Genomic DNA, 24816 nt, shown 5'->3' on the forward strand with positions numbered 1-24816 from the left:
TTTAAAGAAAATCGTAATCCATTTCTACCTTAGCTATTCTGGTTTTATAAGTTGCAAACCAATCCTTCTTACCTTTTTCTTTGGCAAGGGTATGCAAGGGGTTATTTTTCCATTTGCGTATAGATTCTAAATCTTTCCAATACGAAACACTAATTCCCAGTCCATCCCTACAATCTTCTACCCCTAAAAATCCTTCAGCGTCCTTAACTGCTTCTTCAATTGCTGCATTCATTTCTTTATAATTCTCTACAACATCTGTTCTTGTAGAAGTGAAAATCACGGCGTAATAGGGAGGTTTGGGAGTTTGTGCTATCATGTTTACCTTGTTTTCACCAAAGCTACAAACAAAAAAGAGATCTCCTTTCGAAGATCTCTAATCAATTTAAGTGGTTACTAATTTTACTGAAGTACAAACTTAAAATTAGCTGATTCGTCGTCGTTATCTAGCTGTAATATGTAAAGTCCTTTTGCCAAATCATCTACCTGTAATTGAGTATTACTTTGGTTAATGGTAAATGATTGTACAATTTTTCCGGTAGCCACCTCAATTATATTCCCGTTTAGGTTATCACCCTTGAGTTGTTCCAACTTAACATTTAATACTCCTGATGAAACTGGGTTTGGATAAACTGAAATACCATAGGCTTCCAAATTATCCTCAACATTTAATAAGATGCTCTGCGCTTCAACGGCACCTATATCTCTTGTTCCGTCGTAAACTGCATTACCATGTTGATCGTCAAACATATCTGAAGGTGCACCTGCGTTGTATGCAGGACTTCCCACAACTAAACTGTGACTTAGCGTTACTCCTCCGTTAAATGCTAAAGGAGCAATCACTGGATCTACAGGGAGAGAGACCGTTCCTGTGATATCACCAGATGCAGAAGCAAAGGTGCTTACTTCAAGAATTCCGATTAAGTTGTACCCATCACTTGCTATAGGTGATGTTGAAGTATATAAGTCTGCACTTGTACCTAGGTTGAGGGCAACAATAGTATTTTTTAAAGTTGGTAACATAGCGCTGTTATTGGCTATACCTCCCCCTTCGTTATTTGCTGTGTTGTAAACAATAGTAGATGCATTTACATCTAACCCCGCATTGGAGTAAATTCCACCTCCTTGATTCATAGAACTATTTCCAGAGATCGTTGATGTCATAACCGTTGCCGTACCAGCTTTCACGTGAATAGCTCCACCATTACCTAGGGTTCCATTCGACATATTATTCATCAGGGTTGATGCGTTTACCACAAGATCTCCACCATTTACAAAGATGGCACCACCACCAAAGGCTTCACCGTCTCCGTTCGCTTCATTCTCCTCGAGTGTTACACTCGTCAATGTCATTGTAGAACCCGTTTGATTCCACAACGCACCACCTTCTCTTCCGGCCAAATTACCTTCAAAAGATGAGTTTTCTATATCTATGGTTGCAACTCCCGTAATGTGAATAGCTCCTCCATTTCCTGGTGCGGGTGTTCCTGCTGTTCCATCTACATCATTTTCTACAAAATCAGAATTTGCAATATCCAACACTCCGTTTACGACTTCAATAGCACCACCTGCTCTATTGGCTGCGTTTGCTTCAAAATGTGTATTAGAGATAAGTACATCACCATCTAAACTCAACACACCTCCACCAGAAGCAGAAGCTCCAGTAGCCATGTTATTGATGATATCAGCACTTACAATGTTTACTTCTCCCGAAACATTAAAAATTGCACCTCCTCCATCATCAGCTCCAGCACCAAGGGCAACATTGTTCATAATTTCTGTATTGTTTACAGCCATCATTCCTGAACCATTCCAAAGTCCTCCTCCTTCTAAACCAGCAGAATTTCCATTTACAGTTCCACCAATAATCGTTGCATTTCCAGCTCCTGTGATGTGTAATCCACCACCGTTACCAGGTGCAGATAAAGCAGAATTGTTATCTAGGTTTACATTAGAAAGCATGATGGTGCTTCCTCCAGAATTATCTTCAATTCCTCCTCCTGCTCTCAAGGCAGAATTCAGAGTAATACTAGAGTTGCTGATACTTAAATCAGCTCCTACATCATTTAAAATTCCACCACCAGAACCCGCAGCTCCATCGGCTGAATTGTTTGTAATCGTGGTATTTACGATGGTTAAATCACCTCCATTAAAGTTGTAGATTCCACCACCACCATTATCGGCAGCAGCACCTGAAGCAACATTTCCTGAGATTGTTGTTCCGTCTATATCCATAGAACCTGATCCGTTCCAAAGTCCACCACCTTCTGAACCCGCTGTATTTCCATTTACGGTTCCACCGTTTATTTCTATGGTTCCAGGACCAGTCATGTGTAATCCACCTCCATTTCCGGGTGCAGACAAAGCCATGTTGTTGTTTAAGTTTACGTTGTTAAGTGTTATAAAGGAAGTACCTCCTGTTGCATTACCTTCGATTCCTCCACCTGCTCTTAGGGCAGAATTCGCAGTAATAAATGAGTTGTTTATTGTTAGTATAGCGCCTACATCATTCAAAATTCCACCGCCAGAACCCGCTGTTCCATCTGCAGAATTATTCGTAATAACGGCATTCGAAATGGTTAAAGTACCATTGTTTAAGTTGTAGATACCTCCACCTCCATTATCGGCCAAATCACCTGAGGCTGTATTGCCTGAAATTGTTGTTCCATCTATGGTCATGGTACCTACACCATTCCACAATCCTCCACCTTCAGATCCTGCAGTATTATCGTTTACAGTTCCTCCGGTAATGCTTATCGTTCCTGGTCCTGTCATGTGCAACCCACCTCCATTTCCTGGAGCAGATAAGGCCATGTTATTGTTTAAATTCACATTCGTCAAAGTGATGTCATTGCTTCCTGCTGTAGCTACACCTTCAATTCCTCCACCTGCTCTTAGCGCTGAGTTTCCAGTTATAGATGTATTATCAACAGTTAGGGTAGCATTCACATCGTTGAGAATTCCTCCTCCAGAACCTGCTGCTCCATCTGCCGTGTTATTTGCAATACTTGCATTCATAATCACAAGCGTTCCACCTGAAAGGTTGTAGATTCCTCCACCACCATTATCGGCAGCCGCTCCTGAAGCAGTGTTTCCCGAAATACTCGTTCCGTCTATGGTCATAGTACCTGTACCATTCCAAAGTCCACCACCTTCTAATCCAGCTGTGTTCCCATTCACTGTTCCTCCAGTAATGTCTATAGTTCCCGGACCCGTCATGTGTAATCCACCACCATTTCCTGGTGCAGATAAGGCCATGTTATTGTTTAGCGTAACTCCTGTAAGGGTAATAGAATTTGTTCCAGCTGTAGCTACACCTTCAATTCCTCCCCCTGCTCTTAAGGCTGAGTTACCTGTAATTACAGAGTTACTAATTGACAAGGTAGCATCTACATCATTTAGAATTCCTCCTCCAGAACCTGCAGCTCCATCGGCGTCATTATTGGTTATGATAGCATTTGAAATTGTTAGAGTTCCACTGTTTAGGTTATAGATACCTCCACCACCGTTGTCCGGAGCCGCACCTGAAGCAGTATTTCCAGTAATGGTAGCTCCATCTATGGTCATTGTACCCGATCCATTCCACAAGGCTCCACCTTCTGCGGCAGCTACATTGTTTGAAAAAGTACCACCTGTAATTACAGCAGTTCCAGCGCCTGTAATGTGCAGAGCACCACCGTTACCTGGGGCTGGAGAAGCAGGACTCACCCCTGCATTGTTTCCAGAAAGTGTACACGTTGTTAAGGTAACCGTAGTACCTGCAACGGCCTCTATGGCTCCACCTGCTCGGTTTGCCTGGTTATTTGTAAAAGAAGAGTTTACCGCTGTTAAGGTAGCCCCTGCTCCAACGAGTATAGCTCCACCACTCCCACTTATTCCTGAAGCGGTGTTACTTTCAAAGTCTACGTTATTGGCAATTACGTTTGCCCCAACAACTTGAATGGCCCCACCATTTCCGGCAGAACCATTCGTTAAGGTTAAATTATTCAAGGTAAGGGTACCTGTTGTAACGTCAAAAATTCTTCCTAGGTCATCTCCATCTATAGTTGTTGTTCCGAAGATATTTCCATTAATGGTTAAACTTTTGTCTATGGTAATTTCACCACTTGCTAATACTATGTTTGAAACTGTAAAGTCGACAGATAAAGTTGCTCCTGGCGCGGCTGCTGCGATTTGACTCCTTAATGTACCGGGAGAGCCATCATCAGCACCACTGGTTATTATTTGTCCAAATGCCACCACCGAGCCCATGGCCAGTGATACAGAAAGGACCAAAAAACGAAGCGTAAAAGATGTTTTCATAGGTTCTAAAGTTTTAGATTAAATATTTTTTTGAAACCTACGCGTCAACTTCTTTTTTGGATTTCAGAACCCTCTAAAAAGCAAACGTTTACACCATAAAAACTCGTCCTAACTCACTATTTACAGGAGTTCAACGAAATTTATTTTTTATTAAATCCTCTTTAAAAAACACTTTTTTGTAAAAGTTTAGACCAAAAAAAAGAGCTCTACTGAGCTCTTACATATTCTAATAAACCTTTATCTCAAACATTTGAAATAATCGAAAGGTTCTTGACAATCTAAACACTGATAATGTGCTTTACATGCTGTTGATCCAAACTGACTGACCATTTTGGTATTTTTGGAATCACACTTTGGACAGGGAACTACAACAGGGTCTGAAAACAACACCGATTTATCTACCTCATCTTGTGGAGGTGCTATACCGTACTCTTTTAGTTTTCTTCTACCGTTTTCTGTTAACCAGTCTGTGGTCCATGCAGGTGACAATACCGTTTGAACGGTAACCTTCTCTAAGCCTTCATTCTTTAAAGTTTCTCGAATATCTTCTTCGATTACTTGCATGGCCGGACAGCCAGAGTAGGTAGGTGTGATGGTCACAGAAACTTCCTCTCCCTTCACTTCAACACCTCTTACCACGCCTAAATCGACAATGGTTAAAACAGGAACTTCCGGATCACTTACGTGTTCCAGAAGTTCCCAAATATATTCTTTCGTAATTGTCATAGTGCAAATATTACCACTCCATTCCTGGATAAGCTCTTTGCATGTATTGCATTTCTGCTAAGAGATATCCAAGGTGCTCTGAGTGCAATCCTTTTCTTCCTCCATCTAATTGCCATTTTGTTTCTGGCAAAGTTAAAGTTGCTTCTTCAACGACACGTTTTACCAATCCTTCCCAATCTGCTCTAAGATCTTCTAGGCTTGTTATAATACCCGCTTCAATTAAAGTTTGATTTACTTCATCTTCAAAGAAAATTTCTTGTGAGAACCTCCATAAATCATTCAAGGATGCTTGAACTCTTTGGTGCGATTCTTCTGTTCCATCTCCCAAACGAATTACCCATTCCGCACTGTGCTTCACGTGGTATTTTACTTCTTTCAAAGACTTCTCGGCGATAGCTGCCAATTGCTCATCTGAGCTTTTCGTTAAAGCTGCATACATGAACTGTTGGTAAGCAGAGAACAAAAATTGACGAACAATGGTTGCTCCGAAATCACCATTAGGTTGTTCACACAACAATAAGTTGGTGTAATCTCTTTCGTATCTCAAGTAAGCTAAATCATCTGCTGATCTATCTTTACCTTCAACCTTAGCGGCGTATTCTAAAAGTACCGTTGCCTGTCCTACTAAATCCAAAGCGATGTTTGTTAACGCGATGTCTTCTTCTAATATAGGACCATGACCACACCACTCTGATAATCGTTGAGAAACAATTAATGCATCATCTCCCAAACGAAGTGTATATTTAAATAATGCTTCTTCTTTTGTCATGCTAAAAATCGTTTACATGTGCGAAATACCATCTGGTACATCGTAAAAAGTTGGGTGACGGTAAACTTTGCTATCCGCTGGTTCAAATAAGCTATCCGCTTCTGAAGGATCTGAAGCAAAGATGTTTTTAGATTCTACAACCCAAATACTCACACCTTCTGATCTTCTTGTGTAAACGTCTCTTGCATTTTCTACAGCCATAGTTTCGTCAGCTGCACGTAAACTTCCCACGTGTTTGTGGCTTAACCCTTGTTTACTTCTTATAAAAACCTCGTATAAAGGCCATTCTTTTTTTGTCATGTAAATTCTTTTTAAGATGCTTTACGTTGAGCTTTTTTGGCAGCATACGCATTGGCAGCTTCTCTTACCCAACTTCCGTTTTCTTTTGCTTTTCTTCTTGCTTCAACACGTTCTTTGTTACAAATTCCGTTACCAGAAACTACTTGCCAGAACTCGTCCCAGTTAATTTCTCCGAAATCATAACTACCTTTCTCCTCATTCCACTTTAAATCTGGATCTGGAATCGTAAGTCCAACCAACTCCGCTTGAGGAACCGTTACATCCACAAACATTTGTCTTAACTCGTCATTAGAATTACGCTTAATTTTCCATTTCATAGATTGCTCAGAGTGCTGCGAATCTGCATCACTTGGTCCGAACATCATTAGAGCTGGCCACCAGAATCTATTTAAAGAATCTTGCGCCATTGCTTTTTGCTCTGGAGTTCCTTGTGCCAATTTGGTAACGATTTCGAAACCTTGTCTTTGGTGGAAAGATTCTTCCTTACATACTCTCACCATTGCTCTGGCGTATGGTCCGTAAGAACATCTACATAAAGGAACTTGGTTCATAATGGCAGCACCATCAACCAACCATCCAATAGTTCCCATATCTGCCCATGTTAAAGTTGGGTAGTTAAAGATGCTTGAATATTTCGCTTTTCCTGAGTGTAAATCATCTATGGTCTCTTCTCTATCTGCTCCTAAAGTTTCAGCTGCAGAATAAAGGTAAAGTCCGTGACCTGCTTCATCTTGCACTTTGGCCAACAAAACAGCTTTTCTTCTCAAATTCGGTGCTCTGGTAATCCAGTTCCCTTCTGGCAACATTCCAACGATTTCCGAGTGTGCGTGTTGAGATATTTGACGAATCAAGGTTTTTCTGTAGGCATCTGGCATCCAATCTTTTGGTTCGATTCTGATGTCAGCGTCTATCTTCTCCTGAAATCGTTTCTCTAATTCTTCTATGTTAATTTCTTTCATGCTTATTTTCTTTGATTCTCTCAAAAAACGTGTTTTGATCGAACGGTTTTATCAAAATAGCGGTCCACAAAGATACAAAAATTATGGTGCTTTTTGTGGCACTTTGGGGCCTAAAGCTCGCATCCTTCACGAGCATAACAAAACTACTTCACTTTTGTTTGGTATTTCTTTAAAAAAATCAATGCTTAGAATTTAGAGACTTTGCAGTTCCATTTCCTCAAAAACACACTAAATATCAGTCACAAATAGAATAATTGGCTACTAAGAATCTTAGCAACTTCTTCTTTTTTTCACAGTACATGAAAGGATGGTTTGTTGACAAAAATCATGACCTTTTTTAGCAAGTATTGATCATTATCAATCTAATTTTTTCAACTAAAATCCTCGCTCTTAAAGCGCAATATTTCACCCTGCTTTAAAGGAATGATAATTCTCAAAAAAGGAAGAATAAACTATGATAAATATCAATTAAACAGTGGGTTATCTTCTTTGCCTAGAGGTCGATTAAACGACCGCTTGAACTGATAATCAAGCCTTCTAATACTTTTTAGTAAGCAAAATAGAATTTACGTCTATGACAAGAAGGAAGGGATTGAACTCTTTATTACTAGGCTAAAGTCGTTAATCTGTTTATTTTTGTGCAGTTATTAAGCAAAACATATGACTCCAAAATTTCATACTTTAAAAATAAGCGAAGTTAGACGTGAGACGGAAGATGCTGTATCTGTGGCATTTGAAGTACCTAGCGAATTAAAAGAAGACTACAATTACAAGGCTGGTCAGTACCTTACTTTAAGAACAACTATTGATGGAGAAGATTTAAGAAGGTCTTACTCTATTTGTACGAGTCCATTAGATGGAGAATTAAGAGTTGCTATTAAGGAAGTTCCTGAAGGGAAATTCTCTGGATTTGCCAACAAAGTTTTAAAAGCGGGAGACGAGTTACAAGTAATGACGCCTACGGGTCACTTTAAACTAGAGCCGGATGCTGATCACCAAAAATCATATGCGTTGTTTGCTGCAGGAAGTGGAATTACACCCATTTTAGCTATAGCTAAAACCATTTTAAAAGCAGAACCTAACAGTGATGTTACTTTATTTTACGGTAACAAAGGTTTCCACAGCATCATTTTTAGAGAAGAATTAGAAGCTTTGAAAAACGTATACATGAACAACTTTAGAATTGTACATGTTTTAAGTAGAGAAAGCTTAGGTAATAAATTACAAAAAGGAAGAATAGATCAAGACAAGTGTATTAACTTGTACAACGCTTTCTTAAAAGATACAGATTTAGACGAGGTGTTTATCTGTGGACCAGAGCAAATGATTTTAGGCGTGAAAGATGCCATGAAAGCATTGAATGTTCCTTCTGACAAAGTTCACTACGAATTATTTACAACGCCAGGAATGGCTATGAATCAAGCACCGGTGAAGGCTACGGCAAACGAGCCAAATGTATCTTCTATGGTTCACATCATTTTAGATGGAGACCAAATAGACATTGCTTTAGATTCTACAGGAGATAACATTTTGGATGCTGCACAAAAAGCTGGAGCGGATTTACCTTTCGCATGTAAAGGTGGGGTTTGTTGTACTTGTAAGGCTAAAATCATTGAAGGTGAAGCAGTAATGGATGTGAATTACGCTTTGGAAAAAGACGAAGTTGAAGCGGGTTACATCTTAACTTGTCAGTCTCACCCAACCAGTGAGAAGTTAGTAGTATCATTCGACGATTAATAGACGACAAAAAATTATGGGATTATTCAAAAGTCTTTTCAAAAAAGACATTAAACCAAAGAAAAGAGGTTTTCTGTACGCAGAAATTATAGACCTTGTTAGAGAAACGAAGGATACTGTTAAGGTGGTTCTAAGTTTAGATGCCAAAGATAAATTTGTAGTTTATCCCGGACAACACATTAACATTGCTGTTGAAATTGACGGGAAGGAATACAGAAGATCTTACTCTATTTGTAGTGGAAGAGGCGAAGAATTAGCCATTGGTATTAAGGAAGTGACCTCGGGTACAGTTTCTAAATACATGAACAATGAGGTTAAGGTGGGAGATCACCTTTGGATCTCTAAGGCAGAAGGAAGTTTTAGGATAGCTCAAGAAAACAAGAATATTGTTGCCTTTGCTGCCGGAAGTGGTATTACACCAATTTTATCTTTTGCAAAACACATCGCAGGGATAGAAGGAAAAATGGAATTGTTATATGCGAATAAAACAGAGGCGGATATTATTTTCAAAAAAGATATAGACGCTTTAAGCAAGCATGTAAAGACACATTACTTCCTTACTCAAGAAGTGAAAGAAGGATACTTAAAAGGTAGAATTAATAAAGCGTCGGTAACTGCTTTTATTAAAGAAAACCTAGACGTTTTAAAAGCAGATGGTTTCTACTTCTGTGGTCCGGAAGAAATGATAGCTGATGCACTTGAAGCTTTGAAAGTTTTTGGCGTGAGCGAAGACAAATTACATTACGAGTTATTTACGACTCCTACCCTTTTGAAAACACATGAAACAGAAGTGCATGCTGATTTTAAAGGGGAAAGTAAGGTTACTGTAATCTTAGATGATGAGGAAACTCATTTCACGATGAAATCTGACGGAGACACTTTGTTGTCTGAATTAGAAAGTGAAGGTGTGGATGCTCCTTATTCTTGTAGAGGTGGTGTATGTAGTACCTGTAAAGCAAAAGTATTGAAAGGTTCTGCCCACATGGATATGAACTACACGTTAACGGACGAAGAAATTGCTGAAGGTTACATTTTAACGTGTCAATCTCACCCGAATTCTGAAGAATTAATAGTTACATACGATGACTAAAAACATAGTAGTATTAGGTTGTAGTAGAGGAATCGGCTATGAAGCGGTTAAGTTCATTTCTGAACATACAGACCATAATGTAATTGCTCTTTCTAGAAACGTAAGTTCTTTAGAAGGAATGAAGAATGTAGATGCTTTTAGTTTTGACTTAAACAGTCAAAACGTACGCGAAGAATTGTCTGCCATCCTGAAGAATTACAAAAGTCTGGATGTACTCATCAACAATGCAGGTACTTTAGTAAATAAGCCCTTTTTAGAATTATCTCAAGCAGATATTTCTACGAGCTACCAAACCAACATCGTTGGAATCATGGCAGCTACTCAAGCCTTTGTAGAACACGTAGGTGATGGTACTGCGCATATATTAAACATTTCATCTGTTGGTGGAATTCAAGGAAGTGTGAAGTTTGCTGGACTTTCTGCTTATTCTACTTCAAAAGCTGCATTAGTAAGTTTTACAGAATTATTTGCAGAAGAATATAAAGACACAAACATAGACATGAACTGTTTATGTTTAGGCGCTGTGCAAACAGAAATGTTAGCGCAAGCTTTCCCTGGTTATGAAGCTCCGATTAGTGCTGCTAAAATGGCGAAATACATCGTTGAGTTTTCGTTAACAGGAAACGAATATTACAAGGGGAAAATTCTTCCGGTTTCTATGTCAACACCCTGATAAGGCGCAATTAAAAATATTAAAAAGCGATACTCCAACAAGTATCGCTTTTTTTATACTTCACATTAACTTTTTATAAAGCCCTCACCTCTTTCTACATTTTGTATACCTTTAAACCAACAAACTCTACATGTATGGTTAAGAAGAATTCTAAGTTAGATAGATCCGCAAAATCATTATTCATTGGATTGATTATTTGTCTTTTGTTAATCTACGGAGGTGATATAGTAATGCCCATATTACTTTCAGGATTCATAGCTACTCTACTTACGCCTTTGGCTAACACTTTTGAGAAGTGGCATATGCCTAGAGCCTTATCTTCTTTAATATCTGTCTTGCTGGCCTTTACATTTTTGTTGGGCGTAGTCACTTTAATCAGCGTTAAAAGCACAGACATTATTACCGATTTAGACTTGGTCAAAAAAGTAAACCAACTTGAATTTTTAAATTCTAAAGACAGCTTTGATGCTGAAATGGACAGTAGACTAGGTGAATACAAAAACATGGTATACAGTAGTTTGGAGGGCGTGAAAAACATGATTTTCCAAATGGGAGAACAAGCCGCAACAAGTTTAAAAGACGCCTTTATCTTTTTAGTAACCTTTCCAGTGTACTTGTTTTTCATGCTCATGTACAGAGGAAACATAGGCGATTTCACCTTAGAATATTTAAAGGGAACAAACATCAATAATCCACAAGATTTAATCAAGGATATGCAAAAGGTATTGCAGCAATACCTCAAAGGTTTGGCTCTACTCATACTTATCATCAGTAGCTTAACGGGAATAGGATTATTTTTCTTAGGAATAAAGCACGCATTTATTATCGGTTTAATCAGCGGTATTTTAACCTTAATTCCTTTTGTGGGAGTTATCCTAAGCGCTTTGATTCCCATCATTATTGCTTTGGCCACCAAAGACAGCATATGGTACACAGTTGGCGTTGTAGCCGTTTATGCCGTTGTTCAATTTTTGGAAGGAAATATAATTACCCCAAAAGTAGTTGGGAACAGCATTAACATCAACCCTTTGGTTGTCATTATTGGTCTTGTAATCATGGGAGCTTTAACTGGAATAATAGGTATGATTTTAACCCTACCTATCCTTGCAATATTAAAGGTAATTACCAATCATTACAGCGAATTAAGACCTTGGAAAATATTAATGCAAGACAAAGAATAAAAGGCAAACTACTTTTCTAGGGGAAATCCCCTTAACCAGTCGTAGTCAATTCTTCTCATTCTCCCCTTTATTTAATGATTTCATCAATTTTTATTGCGTGGATTAATTAAACTAATTTTCTTTGCGCTCGCATAACTAAGAAGTACTTAGTTTACTTGTTTACACAATATTATTTATGAAGAAAAGATTACTGCTATTAACTGGACTTCTATGCTTAAGCTTTACGCATTTGGCGCAAGAAGAAACAGCTACTAGTTTTTCGCCAAGACCCTCTGTAGGTCTGCAAGTGGGAAGTTTGGGTGCCGGTTTACAATTTACTTATCCTTTATCTAAGAGGATAGAATTAAGAGCCTCTGGAACCTACTTACCTGAATTAGGAATGACATTTACAGGAAAATCAGGTGGTGCAGATGTAACTTCTGACTACAAATTTTCAACTGGAGGTGGCGCATTGGTTGCTACCTATTCACCTTTTGCTAAACGTACAGGTATAAAGATAGCTACAGGAGCCATTTACACCTTAACAAAAGTTAGCGCTGTAAATACCTATTACCTCCCTAAGTATGATGAAAATCTAGGGGTTTTGGGTATAGAAATTAATCCAGGATTACCCGTAAACCCTTACTTAGGAATTATTTTAGGAAATGCAGGAAAAGCAAAATGGGTGAGTTATGCCTTTGAGTTTGGTGCTATGTACCACGGTAAACCTCAGGTTACTATGACAGGTGAAGGTAGAATTGCTCCAACAGCGAATGAAAGTAATACGGCGATTATTGAAAACAACATATCAAGTTTACAATTCTATCCGTACGCAAATTTCCAGTTGAATTTCTTCTTGAAAAAACAATAAGTCAATCTAAGCTAAATAAAAAATGAAAAAGAATATAATTAAGGGAATTACCCTACTTGCAATACCAGCTTTGATCTTGGGAGCTTGTAAGAAAATTGATGTTACCGATGGTGTTGTAGAAATATTTAATATAACAGATTCTAGAACCAATGTAACTTTCCAATTTGTTGATGCCGTAACAGGTGAAAAATTGGACATGAATGGAAACGAAGATATTCAAATACGTTTAGGTGGACAAAATGCAGAAGATGTAACTGACAATTTTGGAAACAAAAACTTCGGCTCTGAATACGGGCTATTATCTTTGGCGATTCCTGGATATCTTACACCAAGTGAGAGTAACATTGTTGAATTTACACTACATGCCACGGCGAATGGGTACTTACCATCTAGCACGGATATAGTACTTTTTGATGAGGGGCTTAAAAGTATTACAATTCCAATGATAAGCACGAGCAATGCACCGCAAGATGTACGTCTGACAACAGATGTTCTTTCAGGTGTTAGTTCAGCAGGAGAATTGAATGCAAATTACACCCTTTCACCAGGATTATCTAACTCAGGTACAACAGCCGAAGTAAATATTTTGGCAGGTACAAAACTTATGGATAAGAATGGAATTGGCGTAACGGGTAATGTAGATGTTGAACTTGCTTACTTTGACCCAAACGGAAAAAGCACATTTACTTCTTTACCAGGTGATTTAACCCGCGCTCCTATTTCTAGTGGAGGATACGTAAGATTTAATACCATAGGAGCTATATCTTTGGATATGTTTGCGGGAACTAAAGAGGTGAAAAACTTCGATACCCCAATTCAAATGACGATGAGCATCCCTTCTGGAAGTCAAAAAATGGACGGAACGGATATAGTAGCTGGAGATAACTTAGGCATTTATAGCTACGACGAAGAGAATTCTGAATGGACATTAGAAAGTACGGAAACGGTTAGCTATAACACCTCAACTGGATTACTTGAAGTTACTTTTCCTATGTCGCACTTATCTACATGGCAAGTTGCAGAGGGTGAAAAAGAACCTGGAAACTTATCTTTTAACAATGTAACTTTTACTGCTAACTGTCAAGATTACTTTTTAAATACAACAAATATTGAAATTAGTTTTTGGTACGGTATGTCTGGACATTACTTTCCCTGGGGTTATAAAGAAGTGGCTAGATTTTCATTCGATTCACCGATGAAAATTAAAACAGGAAAAACTTCTGGACCTTGGCATTGGAATTTATTTTATAAGTGGAATAGAAAAAGTGACACTACAGACGTCATATGGGGAGAAGCCGATTATGGAAAAAATATAACTGTAGACCTACCAGAATCATGGTGTGTTTACGATATTGAGAAATTTAAAATTAAACTATCTACTTATTGTCCGGATACCCCGAATAGGTTAAGTAGACCTTCAATCCCTGTTTATGCTGTAGAGGAAGGTAAATTTTTCGTTCCAGGAAGTGAGAAATTATTAGGTTATATGAAACAAGGTGAACTTGAAACTTCAACGGCAGTTTTAGAAAAAGGTAAAAAATATACCTTATATACTATTTACCAATTTAAACTAGTCTTCTTAACAGGTTCTTTAGACAACTTCGATTTTGGATCGCGTTTGGTAGACGGAAAAGACATTGATTTAAGTAGACCATTGACTCAAAAAGAATGTGCGTATCTGAAAGGATAATATAGCATACTTAATATTTAGAAAGGAGTGATTCATCGTCACTCCTTTTTTTGTATTACAAAATCACAGATTAACATGATATTTAAGAAGCTTCATCAACATTTAAAGCACATTGATGTTGGATTTTTTCTGCCCCAGATAGCAGTGGCAACTTTACTTGAGGGAAGCTTAGCAAAACTTAATTGGTGGATACGACCACCGGAAGTATACACGAATTTTAGTTGCGCTTAGGAGTCCCCAAGTAAACTATAACGAATAGCTGGATAGCCCATTCAGTTTTAAAGCTTTTATAAATCTATTGGCGAGGGCAGCCTACTTCCTATCCTCTTCTTGCTCGTAACCTGGTGTTACATATTTAAAGCGTTTGGGATCGAAAATAAAACGCAAGTACAATTTTTCGCTTTGTTTTCTTTCTGGGAGAAAGTTTGGATTGGCCTTTAAGCTGTCTATATCGTAGTTCATTTCAGCCTTGTACAACCATATATCTTGGGCAATCGATGCACTTCCCTTCTGATAAACGGGTACATAAGCCGCCTCGTTTTCATCGCCCAAATCTGCAATTAATGGGAAACTTAACACCTTTAACAATTGCTGGTCTGCATAGGCGTAAATAGAGCGATAAAGACCATTTACCACGCGATAATCTACAATGATATCTTGTTTGGCCGGCGAGAGTATTTTATGGAAAGAAACTTCTAGCGGTTGTGTGATATTTGCCCCTATACCCGGTGTAGCCACAAATTCATCTCTTGCAGCATCATAAAGGAAAAGGTAGTTTTCTGGACTGTTGTATTCCATATCCTGAAAATTCTTCATACTACCCACTTTTTCCACTTTCTCAAAAGCGTACTTTTCGCGTTGGAGTACAAACACTTTATCCATCAAAGTATCTGTATTTACATGGGCATCATAGGAAAAAAACTTATACTCCTCTGCGGCATTAATTCCCAATTGATTTTCCATAAAGCGTTGTGCACGTTCTTCTATGCTTAATTCAAAAACTGGTGTTTCCGGTGTTATTGATGGGGTATCTGTAGTACTTTCTGTCGTACATCCCATTAAAATGGCTGAAAAAATTAATCCGAGTATTGTATTCTTTTTCATGCTACAAGTATACTATTTATTCGAAATTTCAGAGCGGTTCTTGCGTTTGAAAATTTCATAAACCAACAAGCCTACCGCCAATAAAATACACCCGTAGAGTGCAGGTTTGTTTCCGTCTGACAACACAGCGACCAAAAAACCAATAACCACAAGGGCAAAAACGGCAGGGATAATTGGTCCTAAGGGTATTCTAAAACTATAGTCCTTTTTATCTTTTACTCTTCTAAAATAGAAAACGCCCAAGCCTGCCAAAAGCAAGAATATCCATTCTATAAAGGTTACGTAATTGATGAGGTTTTCAAAGCTTCCCCAGAATACGAGTAGGACGGCACTCCAGAAAGATTGAACCATAATTGCATTTGCCGGCGTATCGTACTTTTTGTGTCGTTTTGCTGTCCATTTAAAGAATACTTGGTCCTTAGACATAGCATAATAAATACGAGGAGCGGACATGGTAAAAATAAACGCTGATCCAAAGGTTGAAATCACGATGAGTAAACTCACCAAAGTACCACCCTGATCAAGAATGAGATTCATGGTATCTACAGCTGGCTTTGTGCTAGACATCAGGCCCTCCACACCCAAAACTTGGATGTAGGTATAATTACACAGCCAATAGCACAGGGTAACAAAAGCAACTCCTATGAGCATGGACAAAGGGACAGATTTCTTTGGATTCTTTGCGTCGGCAGCAAGGAAAGACGCGTGCTGAAAGCCACCGAAAGACCACATTACTGGTATCATAGAAAGGGCTACTCCTATCCATAAATCAGAGCTGCTTTTAGCGACTTCTGGTGTTGGGGCAATTTCTCCAGCCTCTCTGTTTATGAAATAGAGTCCTGCCGCAATTAGTAGAAAAATTCCCACAATTTTAAGAACAGACAGAATATTGATAAAAATCTCGCCCAGTTTAATTCCTCTTACGTGAATAAGGGTATTGAAGGCGATCATAAGTAAAGCAATGATTATTACCTCTTGTTGCGAAAAGGGAGATCCTAATAAAGTATTGAGGTAAGAAGAACTAGCGATTACCAAAGCGGCAATAGATCCTGAAGTTATAACGCTCAGGACGATCCATCCATAAAGAAAAGCCATGCGTTTTCCGTAGGTTTCTTTTAAGAATACATAAATCCCACCGGCCTTTGGAAATAAACCAACCAATTCACTATACGTCAAGGCTCCACAAAAGGCCACACCTCCACCTATCAACCAAGCCCAAAGAATGTGGTTTTCCTCCCCTATATAATTCGCAACACTTTGCGGAGAAAGAAAAATTCCAGAACCTATACATGCTCCAACAACCACCATGGTGAGTCCGAAAACACTAATCTTCTTTGCTGAATTTTGTTTCAATTTTGCCATCCCTTTAAAAGTACTCAATTCGGAAAATGCTCAGCACAAAACTGAAAAATATCTCTGTTAAGTTTTACACACAATAAAGGAAAACGGTAGGCACTGGATTACAAGGAAGTAACAAAGCTTAACCTTGGCTTTATGAAAAGTATTTGTTCGCCGAGTGTGAATTTCTTATTTTCGCTGGGTCAAAAAAAACACATTCTTAAACTAAATAGAGACTTATGCTAAAAATAGATATGCACACGCACATCATTCCTAAACATTTGCCAGATTGGACAAAGAAATTTGGATACGGTGATTTCATTTACCTTGATCACAAGGAAGAAGGAGTTGCGGATATGATGCAAGGTGGGCAATATTTTAGAACCATTAAAGAAAACTGCTGGAACGAAGAAGTTAGAATTCAGGAATACAAAACTTTCGATACACAGGTACAGGTAGTATGTACGATTCCGGTAATGTTCTCTTACTGGGCCAAGCCAAAGGATTGTTTAGAGTTGTCAGAATTCTTAAACGATCACATAGCGAACTTGGTAGCGAAGTACCCTAAAAACTACATTGGTTTAGGAACGGTTCCTATGCAGGATACAGAATTGGCTGTTCAAGAATTAGAGCGTATTAAGAAAATTGGATTGGTGGGGATACAAATTGGATCTAACATCAATGACATGAACTTAAACGAGGAGCAGTTCTTCCCTATTTTCGAAGCGTGTGAACGTTTGGGCTTAGCAGTTATGGTTCACCCTTGGCAAATGATGGGCTTTGATAGCATGCGCAAGTATTGGTTACCTTGGTTGGTAGGAATGCCAGCTGAAACTTCTAGAGCTGCTTGTTCTTTGATTTTTGGAGGTGTATTGGAAAGGCTACCTAATTTAAGAGTGTGTTTATCTCACGCAGGTGGTGAGTTCTTATTCACGATGGGTAGAATTGAGCACGGTTTTAATTGTAGACCAGACTTGGTTGCCATTGACAACAAAAAGAACCCAAGAGAATACATCGGTAAAATGTGGGTAGATTGTATTACACACGATATAGATGCTTTGAAATACATCTTGAACATGCAAGGCAGCAAACGAGTGAGTTTAGGTTCTGACTACCCTTTCCCATTGGGTGATTTAGAAATTGGAAAATTTATAACGGATAGTGATTTACCACAAAATGTTATTGAAGATATTTTCTGCAACTCTACTTTAGAGTGGTTAGATTTGAAAAAGGAGATGTTCTTGTAACAAGAAGATAGAATGAGCAATTTGTTCACCCTTTTTTATGCACATTTCTTAAACTAAAGCTCACATTAGATTGATTTAGTTTTAACCATAGCATAACCATTTGGCTACCTATTCATCCTTAATGGCGATATAGCTTTGCGGCAAAAAAATGGAACTATTCTTAATCTCACTTGGAGCGATGTTCTCCATCATGAACCCGCTAAGTACTGTACCCGTATTTGTGAGTTTAACTGCCGACCATGACCTGAAAGAAAAGAACAGAGTTGCGGTATGGACTTCTATTAATGTTTTGATTGTACTCTTACTTTCTTACTTTGTAGGACAGTACATACTTCAGTTTTTTGGAATCAGCATCAACGCCTTAAAAATTGCTGGTGGTTTGATCATTACAAGTTCTGGCTTTGCTTTGTTGACAGGAAAATTTAAAGAGCATAAAGGAATGACCTCTACGAAAGTGGACAAGGATATACGTTCAAGATCGGATATTGCCTTAACACCCCTGGCCATACCTATGTTAGCTGGTCCGGGAACCATTTCCTTATTGATTACCCTAAATCAGGAACATGAAAAAATGATGGATATATTCATACTCATAGCCGCCATGTTGAGTGCCTGTCTTCTCATCTTCGTGATCTTGAAAAGCTCTCAATATATTGTGAAAATTCTCGGAGCATCAGGAATCAACGCGCTGTCGAGAATTATTGGATTTATCGTGATAGCTATAGGTATAGAATACATCATTTCTGCAGTGAGTAATCTATTTCCTGCATGGACACAAAGCTAGGATGTTTAATGCCACTTCACGGAAAAATATATCAAAGAAAAAAGGCTGACTCTATTCGAATCAGCCTTTTTTTTATTTCAAAATGTTTATATGTCCGAGTATATACTCGCTGTATACCTTTTCTGTAGTGTACTTTATTTTATACACGTATACTCCATCCGATACTAACTTTCCATTGTAGGTTCCATCCCACGTATCGTTGATATCATTAGAAGTAAAAATAAGTGTTCCTGTTCGGTTAAAGATGTTTAACTCATAAGTCATAAACTTACAATCTCCCTCTACCTTAAACAAGTCGTTTGCGGCATTACCATCAGGAGTAAAAGTATTTGGAATATAGATATTACAATCACAGTTCTCAAATAAAACCAACACGCTATCAACGGCTGTTCCACATTCGTTTTCCACGAATACACCATACATACCAGATTCATCCAGTGTAATACTTGAGGCGTTACTACCAGTAGACCAAATATATGTATCTATGCTCGAAACACTCAAATTGGATAAAGTAACTTGTTCACCGTCGCATGCAATTTGCGTAGTTCCCAAATTAATCTCTGGTTGATCTATAATTTCAACTAATATTGTGTCTTGATTAGTACAATTGCCATCGGTTACCGTTACATTATATTCACCTGTTGAGCTTACAATAAAACTATTGTTGGTACTTCCATCTTGCCAAAGGTGATTGTAGTTGTTTGATAAACCTGTAGTCAAACCGAAGGTTCCATTTCCACCACATAAGGTAGTATCCATTCCTAAATCAAAATCCAAATCTACCACCTGAACATTGATGGTATCCGAACCTGTACAACCTTGAACATCTACATCCACCCAATAGGTACCAGAAAGTGTTACATCATAAAAAGGCGTTGTTGCTCCATCTTGCCACATATACGTTGCGCCTGCAAAACTTTGTCCGATAGTTAAAGGAGAGGTACAAACGGAAGTATCATTTCCTAAATCAAAAACAAAAGGAGCTTGATCTAAAATATATTCGGCTCTGTAGGTATCACCCACAGAACTCTCATTGGCAAATTGAAAACTACAACTCATAGGGGCACCAACCAAAGTTGTCCATGGGCCACTTGCATTATCGTTGCGCTCGTTTAATGCAAAACAAGAAGTACAACCATAATCTTGAATGTTGTAATTAATATCAAAGGTACCATCTACACCCGTTAAGAAAACTCCGTAATAATTTCCAACAGGATTATTAATGTTCGTAAGGTTATTTGGCAATTGATTTACGCGGTAAATATGTACACCAAAAGAAGTGGTAGAATTGATATTAGATACTTCAAACACATCACCTGCAGTTACCACATAATTTAGGGTTGTTCCTGCCAAACTCGGCGCATACGCATAAGTAGATCCATCTCCCAACGGAGCACCAGATAAAATTGAAGGCGTTGGTCCAAAACCACTCAAAGTTCCATCATAGGTATTTGTACTTTCGTCTGGTGCGTTGGTTCCAGTAACGTTGTCTAAGTTATAGTAAGCCCTTAACCCAGGCTCATTTCCTAATAACTTTTTACACATGTTACTTCTAATTTCGTTTTCCGTACGGGCATCGTCCCAGAATCGAACTTCATCTATGTCACCGTCGAAATATCTCACGTTCATAATTCCCCACTGTCCTATAGTAGCATTGTCTCCTGTAGCTCCAGCGCTTATTGCATCAGTAGAGGCATCCGTATCTGCTTGTTGGATTCCGTTGATGTACATTTTCATACCATCTGTAGCATCTAAAACCGCAGCAACATGTATCCAAGTATTTGCAGGCCATGTATCCAAATCTGAATAAATCACAAAATTATTTAAACCAACTCTTCTCGAAAAACTGATCTTTCCTCCATTTCCTGGTGAAATAGCATTGGTTTCAAACCCTAAATGAAATTGATCTGTACCTGTTAAAGGATTACTAGCACTACGTCCTGCTATACACAAGCCCGTACCTAAAGTATTATCCACTGCATTATCTAACTTAAACCAAGCTTCTATGGTTCTTACTCCGGTAGCCACTTGGTCACCTAAAGAAATACCCGTGGTTGCTCCGTCAAAGTTTAATGCGTTTCCACTCCCCTGCGCGATGGTTATGGAAGAAATAAGTAAGCTAAAAATGAAAAATGTATATTTCAAAGTAAAGTCTTTTAATAGGGGACAAAACTACGAAATTTAATGGAAATGAGGAGGCTAATACCCGTGGAGTGCGTCAAATTTTACGACATAAAAAAAGGATGCGTTGAAAAGTCAACACATCCTTTAATATTCTTAAGAACAGTATAATTACTTTACACCGTGCATTAATTTTTTCAATAATCTTCCTGATAAGATAACCAAGATACCTGCTACGATAGGAATAATTGTAAAGATTAAGAAGAACGTAGATAAAGAATACTCCTCCTTAATGTTTTCAATCTGTCCACCCGCTACCGCTGCTAATTTGTTTCCGATAGCGATGGCTAAATACCACATACCGAACATGAAGGCTATCATTCTAGCAGGAACTAGTTTACTCACGTAAGATAAACCTACTGGAGATAAACAAAGCTCTCCAAGTGTGTGGAAAAGGTAAGCAAAGATCAACCAAACCATAGAGATTTTTACTCCATCTGTGATTCCGTAAGATCCCCAAGCTAGTAATCCAAAACCTATGGCCATAATGATTAATCCTAAACCGTACTTCATAGAAGCTGATGGGTTGTATTTAGAATCCCACCATTTAGAAATAATAGATGCGAATGCAATAATGAAGAAAGAGTTTAAGATAGAGAACCAAGAAGCAGGAATACGTACCCAGTCTTCTTTTACTTCAGCAACTGTAGTTGTAATCACTCCATTGTTCACACCTAACTCTTCACCTCTCTTAATTGCTTCAGCTAATCTTTCATCACCTATGTAAGCGAAAGTAGATCCATCATTACTTTCCGTAATCATGTGTAATTCTTGTCCTGCAGGAATTGTTTTATTCGCAATACCAATTACTGTCGTTTTCTCAACAATAGGGTTAGTAATTGCTGTTACATCCGTTTGATCCGTAATGGTTTTGTATTCGAAAACTAACTCACCCTTATCATCTTTCTTTTGGGTATTCGTTTCCTCATCCATTACTGCAATTTGCTCTGCTTTATACGTAACTTCGTGTGCAACAGTATTGAAATCTCTGATTAACATCCAACCTACTACAGCCCAAACTCCAGCAAAACATACGATTAACACCAAGTTAGATCCTAAAATTTTCTTTCCTGTTTTCTTCGCTAATAAGAACAAAACATAGGTAATGATACCTAATGGAACTAAAGTTAAAATAGCATTTACAACGTTAAAGGTTAATGCTGCACCACCGATTAACTCACGTTGGATGTAATCTCTGGCTACAATAATCAAAGAAGATGCACCTTGTTCAAACGACATCCAGAAGAATACCGTAAAGAAGGCAAAAATGATAAAAGCTATCATTCTATCCCTTACAATTCTAGAATAACGTGCAATACGCGATCCTACTAAAATCAAGAAGGCAGCTAAACCAAACAACACAGCTACGTATTGTCCGTCTAAATCTCCCACTCTACACCAAGAGAATAAATCTATACCTGCAATTTTTGACATCGGGTCGTTCAACGCATAACCAATACCAATTATAACACTAATAACCGTTAATACTTTATCTAAAAGTGTAAATGGATTTGGCTTATCTTCTACATCATCCTCACCACCAGCAACTGCAGCTGTATCATCTATAACTTCTGTTTCTACAGGAGCATGTGCTAAATCTGCATCTGTAGATTTTTTTGGTTTACCACCAATTTCTCCAAACAAGGGCTTAGATAACCAGAATTGCAAAGTACCCAATAACATAAATACACCTGCTAAACCGAAACCGTAAGACCAACCCACTTTTTCTGCGATGTAACCACATAACAACATACCAAAGAATGCCCCTGCGTTTACTCCCATGTAGAAAATGGTATATGCACCGTCTTTTTTCTCAGGTACATCTTTGTACATTTCAGAAATGATAGATGTCATGGTTGGTTTAAAGAATCCTGTACCAATTACCAATAAGGCCAATCCTAAATAAAGTGAGAACTCAGTTTCAAAGGCCATGGCAGCATGACCTAAAGTCATGATAATAGCACCAATTACAACCGCTACTCTATACCCTGTTACTTTATCCGCTATAATCCCCCCAATAATAGGTGTTACATATAACAACATGGCATAAGTACCGAACAAGGCACCAGCATTCTCAGCCGTCCATTCCCAACCTGGGTTATACCCTATGGCAGCCATGGTTAAGAAGTTGATTAAAAGCACTCGCATTCCGTAGAATGAAAAACGCTCCCACATTTCTGTAAAGAAAAGTACAAACAGTCCCGACGGGTGCCCTAGTACTTTAGAATCAAAAATTGTTGATTTTTCTGTTGACATTGTATTTATAATTAAATGTTGTTATCTAAAACCTCTTCATCGAAAGAATGCATTTCTACTTCATCATCTTCAGCACCATGAGTAAGTTGCTTTAATCTCTTTTTAAGTGCAATGATTAAGAAACCGAAAATAGCACAGAAAACTGCTATTCCTGTAAAGATGGTATACTCACCCAAGTCAGATGCTGACTCACCTAAGAACCCAGCCAATTTGTTTCCGAAACCTGTCATCGCGAAATAAGTACCCATCATGATAGATGCATATTTCACAGGTGCTAATTTTGTAATAAATGACAAAGCCACTGGTGAGGCACATAATTCACCAATTGTATGGAACAAATACGCGAATATTAACCAATACATAGCAGAAGAACCTGTAGCTTCATACTGAGCTGTAGCACCCGTCATGAATAAAAATCCTGCACCCATAATAATAGTACCAACAGCCATCTTAAATAAAGAAGAGCTCTCTTTTGACTTCAATTTTCTTTTCGCCCAAAATGATGCTACCAGCGTACCAAAAATGATAATAAACAAAGCATTTACAGATTGGAAAACAGAAGCAGGAATTTCAAATCCAAACAAGACTCTATTTGTTTTTTCCATGGTATAAATATTCATCAATCCTCCTGCTTGCTCAAATGCACCCCAGAATACTACCACGATTAGGAAAGAGATGAAAATAACCATAACTCTGTCCTTCTGTATCTTTGTTAAGTCCTTGAACATTGCTCCGAAAAAAGCAAATAAGAAAAGTAAAACCGCTAAGAAGAAACCTAAAGTAGAGTTCACCTGCATTCCAACGAATATTCCAGCAGGTACTGAAATAGCTGCAAGTATTAGCATCCAAGGATGTTTTACCATCGTTTTTAATAAATTAGAAGCGTCCTCTGTTTCTTCACTTGAAGATGTTTTATCCTCTTTAACTAGGTTACCAACTTGTGCTAAGTGTTTTTGTCCTGCCATATAAATAACTTGACCTAATAACATTCCGATTCCAGCTAAACCAAAACCGTAGTGCCATCCAATTGTTTCACCCACGTAACCAACAATTAAACTCGACAACAAGGCACCTAGGTTAATCCCTATATAGAAAATAGTAAATCCTTTGTCTCTTCTCACATCACCCTGTTGGTACAATCCTCCTACCATAGTAGAAATGTTTGGTTTTAACATACCAACACCAAAGATGATTAATAACAAACCTGTATAGAAAGCCCACATTTGTTCAATAGCTAAAATCCCGTGACCAGCACAAAGGATTAAACCACCCACTAAAACGGAACGTTTTTGACCAATTACCTTATCTGCAATGATACCTCCAGGAATAGACATTACATACACTAACATGGTGTACCAACCATACAACGCCAAGGCGTCTGAATTACTCCATCCTAAACCAGGATTATCTCCTCCAGTTGTTGATACTAAATACAATACAAGAATTGCACGCATTCCGTAGTAAGAAAATCTCTCCCACATTTCAGTAAAGAACAAGATGAACAACCCTATAGGATGTCCCATCCATTCTTTGGTAACTTTTCCTTCCATACTCATGAATTTCTAGTTTTATTAGGGTCGTGAAAATAATCAAAAATTGTGATTTAGGGCATTTTTACTGGGGGATTCGGCG

19 protein-coding genes are annotated in these 24816 nt (G+C 38.2%); 8 read left to right on the top strand and 11 right to left on the bottom strand.

The window, feature by feature from the left end; genetic code table 11:
- Position 1: 1 nt before the first annotated feature.
- The 6 genes from BM327_RS09810 to paaA form a co-directional block, all read right to left on the bottom strand.
- Complete coding sequence (locus tag BM327_RS09810) at positions 2-316, bottom strand: antibiotic biosynthesis monooxygenase family protein (RefSeq protein ID WP_090248960.1); 315 nt, start codon at positions 314-316, stop codon at positions 2-4.
- 83 nt (positions 317-399) lie between these two features.
- Positions 400-4299 carry a beta strand repeat-containing protein gene (locus tag BM327_RS09815; RefSeq protein ID WP_090248962.1) on the bottom strand — a complete coding sequence of 1300 codons (3900 nt, stop codon included), beginning with the start codon at positions 4297-4299 and terminating at the stop codon, positions 400-402.
- Positions 4300-4536: 237 nt separating this feature from the next.
- Positions 4537-5025: a 1,2-phenylacetyl-CoA epoxidase subunit PaaD gene (paaD, locus tag BM327_RS09820; RefSeq protein WP_090248964.1), complete on the bottom strand. Its 489-nt coding sequence runs from the start codon at positions 5023-5025 to the stop codon at positions 4537-4539.
- A 10-nt stretch (positions 5026-5035) separates the two neighbouring features.
- Entirely contained in the window at positions 5036-5794 is a 759-nt protein-coding gene (paaC, locus tag BM327_RS09825; RefSeq protein ID WP_090248966.1) for a 1,2-phenylacetyl-CoA epoxidase subunit PaaC, read from the bottom strand.
- A 12-nt stretch (positions 5795-5806) separates the two neighbouring features.
- Positions 5807-6094, bottom strand: a complete 288-nt coding sequence (paaB, locus tag BM327_RS09830; protein ID WP_090248968.1) for a 1,2-phenylacetyl-CoA epoxidase subunit PaaB — start codon at positions 6092-6094, stop codon at positions 5807-5809.
- Between the two features lie 11 nt (positions 6095-6105).
- Positions 6106-7053, bottom strand: coding sequence for a 1,2-phenylacetyl-CoA epoxidase subunit PaaA (gene paaA, locus BM327_RS09835; protein ID WP_090248970.1), 948 nt, complete (start codon positions 7051-7053; stop codon positions 6106-6108).
- A 660-nt stretch (positions 7054-7713) separates the two neighbouring features.
- On the opposite strand from paaA, the gene paaE reads away from it, so the two are divergent.
- The 6 genes from paaE to BM327_RS09865 all read left to right on the top strand — a co-directional run bounded on the left by paaE (position 7714) and on the right by BM327_RS09865 (position 14274).
- The gene (paaE, locus tag BM327_RS09840) at positions 7714-8790 is read left to right on the top strand and encodes a 1,2-phenylacetyl-CoA epoxidase subunit PaaE (protein ID WP_090248972.1); all 1077 of its coding nucleotides are present in this window, start codon (positions 7714-7716) and stop codon (positions 8788-8790) included.
- A 16-nt stretch (positions 8791-8806) separates the two neighbouring features.
- Entirely contained in the window at positions 8807-9880 is a 1074-nt protein-coding gene (locus BM327_RS09845) for a 2Fe-2S iron-sulfur cluster-binding protein (RefSeq protein WP_090248974.1), read from the top strand.
- A complete protein-coding gene (locus tag BM327_RS09850) occupies positions 9873-10553 on the top strand; it encodes an SDR family NAD(P)-dependent oxidoreductase (RefSeq protein ID WP_090248976.1) in 681 nt (226 codons plus the stop codon). The genes BM327_RS09845 and BM327_RS09850 overlap by 8 nt, the downstream gene beginning before the upstream one ends.
- Positions 10554-10687: 134 nt before the next feature.
- Entirely contained in the window at positions 10688-11734 is a 1047-nt protein-coding gene (locus BM327_RS09855) for an AI-2E family transporter (protein ID WP_090248978.1), read from the top strand.
- A 175-nt stretch (positions 11735-11909) separates the two neighbouring features.
- Complete coding sequence (locus tag BM327_RS09860) at positions 11910-12584, top strand: hypothetical protein (RefSeq protein WP_090248980.1); 675 nt, start codon at positions 11910-11912, stop codon at positions 12582-12584.
- 22 nt (positions 12585-12606) lie between these two features.
- Positions 12607-14274 carry a hypothetical protein gene (locus BM327_RS09865; RefSeq protein ID WP_090248982.1) on the top strand — a complete coding sequence of 556 codons (1668 nt, stop codon included), beginning with the start codon at positions 12607-12609 and terminating at the stop codon, positions 14272-14274.
- A gap of 312 nt (positions 14275-14586) precedes the next feature.
- Here the strand turns inward: BM327_RS09865 and BM327_RS09870 are convergent, their stop codons facing one another.
- Positions 14587-15378, bottom strand: a complete 792-nt coding sequence (locus BM327_RS09870; protein WP_090248984.1) for a hypothetical protein — start codon at positions 15376-15378, stop codon at positions 14587-14589.
- Between the two features lie 12 nt (positions 15379-15390).
- The gene (locus BM327_RS09875) at positions 15391-16740 is read right to left on the bottom strand and encodes an APC family permease (RefSeq protein WP_090248986.1); all 1350 of its coding nucleotides are present in this window, start codon (positions 16738-16740) and stop codon (positions 15391-15393) included.
- Positions 16741-16955: 215 nt separating this feature from the next.
- On the opposite strand from BM327_RS09875, the gene BM327_RS09880 reads away from it, so the two are divergent.
- Complete coding sequence (locus BM327_RS09880; RefSeq protein WP_211664733.1) at positions 16956-17963, top strand: amidohydrolase family protein; 1008 nt, start codon at positions 16956-16958, stop codon at positions 17961-17963.
- A 148-nt stretch (positions 17964-18111) separates the two neighbouring features.
- Complete coding sequence (locus tag BM327_RS09885; RefSeq protein ID WP_090248989.1) at positions 18112-18747, top strand: MarC family NAAT transporter; 636 nt, start codon at positions 18112-18114, stop codon at positions 18745-18747.
- 72 nt (positions 18748-18819) lie between these two features.
- On the opposite strand, the gene BM327_RS09890 is transcribed toward BM327_RS09885, so the two are convergent.
- The 3 genes from BM327_RS09890 to BM327_RS09900 all read right to left on the bottom strand — a co-directional run bounded on the left by BM327_RS09890 (position 18820) and on the right by BM327_RS09900 (position 24734).
- Positions 18820-20892, bottom strand: a complete 2073-nt coding sequence (locus BM327_RS09890) for a LamG-like jellyroll fold domain-containing protein (protein ID WP_090248992.1) — start codon at positions 20890-20892, stop codon at positions 18820-18822.
- 147 nt (positions 20893-21039) lie between these two features.
- Positions 21040-23184, bottom strand: a complete 2145-nt coding sequence (locus BM327_RS09895) for a peptide MFS transporter (protein ID WP_090248994.1) — start codon at positions 23182-23184, stop codon at positions 21040-21042.
- Between the two features lie 11 nt (positions 23185-23195).
- On the bottom strand, positions 23196-24734 hold the full coding sequence (locus BM327_RS09900; RefSeq protein WP_244526210.1) for a peptide MFS transporter: 1539 nt from the start codon (positions 24732-24734) through the stop codon (positions 23196-23198).
- Between the last annotated feature and the right edge of the window lie 82 nt (positions 24735-24816).

Origin of the sequence: Lishizhenia tianjinensis (assembly GCF_900116425.1) — a bacterium.
Classification (GTDB): domain Bacteria; phylum Bacteroidota; class Bacteroidia; order Flavobacteriales_D; family Crocinitomicaceae; genus Lishizhenia; species Lishizhenia tianjinensis.

What these genes read in the sequence shown, in the direction of transcription:
- BM327_RS09900 (WP_244526210.1), bottom strand. Translation starts at nt 24,734, where the DNA reads ATGGAAGGAAAAGTTACCAAAGAATGGATGGGACATCCTATAGGGTTG.
- BM327_RS09880 (WP_211664733.1), top strand. Translation starts at nt 16,956, where the DNA reads ATGCTAAAAATAGATATGCACACGCACATCATTCCTAAACATTTGCCA.
- paaC (WP_090248966.1), bottom strand. Translation starts at nt 5,794, where the DNA reads ATGACAAAAGAAGAAGCATTATTTAAATATACACTTCGTTTGGGAGAT.
- BM327_RS09850 (WP_090248976.1), top strand. Translation starts at nt 9,873, where the DNA reads ATGACTAAAAACATAGTAGTATTAGGTTGTAGTAGAGGAATCGGCTAT.
- paaB (WP_090248968.1), bottom strand. Translation starts at nt 6,094, where the DNA reads ATGACAAAAAAAGAATGGCCTTTATACGAGGTTTTTATAAGAAGTAAA.
- BM327_RS09860 (WP_090248980.1), top strand. Translation starts at nt 11,910, where the DNA reads ATGAAGAAAAGATTACTGCTATTAACTGGACTTCTATGCTTAAGCTTT.
- BM327_RS09855 (WP_090248978.1), top strand. Translation starts at nt 10,688, where the DNA reads ATGGTTAAGAAGAATTCTAAGTTAGATAGATCCGCAAAATCATTATTC.
- paaA (WP_090248970.1), bottom strand. Translation starts at nt 7,053, where the DNA reads ATGAAAGAAATTAACATAGAAGAATTAGAGAAACGATTTCAGGAGAAG.
- BM327_RS09865 (WP_090248982.1), top strand. Translation starts at nt 12,607, where the DNA reads ATGAAAAAGAATATAATTAAGGGAATTACCCTACTTGCAATACCAGCT.
- BM327_RS09875 (WP_090248986.1), bottom strand. Translation starts at nt 16,740, where the DNA reads ATGGCAAAATTGAAACAAAATTCAGCAAAGAAGATTAGTGTTTTCGGA.
- BM327_RS09810 (WP_090248960.1), bottom strand. Translation starts at nt 316, where the DNA reads ATGATAGCACAAACTCCCAAACCTCCCTATTACGCCGTGATTTTCACT.
- BM327_RS09885 (WP_090248989.1), top strand. Translation starts at nt 18,112, where the DNA reads ATGGAACTATTCTTAATCTCACTTGGAGCGATGTTCTCCATCATGAAC.
- BM327_RS09870 (WP_090248984.1), bottom strand. Translation starts at nt 15,378, where the DNA reads ATGAAAAAGAATACAATACTCGGATTAATTTTTTCAGCCATTTTAATG.
- paaE (WP_090248972.1), top strand. Translation starts at nt 7,714, where the DNA reads ATGACTCCAAAATTTCATACTTTAAAAATAAGCGAAGTTAGACGTGAG.
- BM327_RS09895 (WP_090248994.1), bottom strand. Translation starts at nt 23,184, where the DNA reads ATGTCAACAGAAAAATCAACAATTTTTGATTCTAAAGTACTAGGGCAC.
- paaD (WP_090248964.1), bottom strand. Translation starts at nt 5,025, where the DNA reads ATGACAATTACGAAAGAATATATTTGGGAACTTCTGGAACACGTAAGT.
- BM327_RS09815 (WP_090248962.1), bottom strand. Translation starts at nt 4,299, where the DNA reads ATGAAAACATCTTTTACGCTTCGTTTTTTGGTCCTTTCTGTATCACTG.
- BM327_RS09845 (WP_090248974.1), top strand. Translation starts at nt 8,807, where the DNA reads ATGGGATTATTCAAAAGTCTTTTCAAAAAAGACATTAAACCAAAGAAA.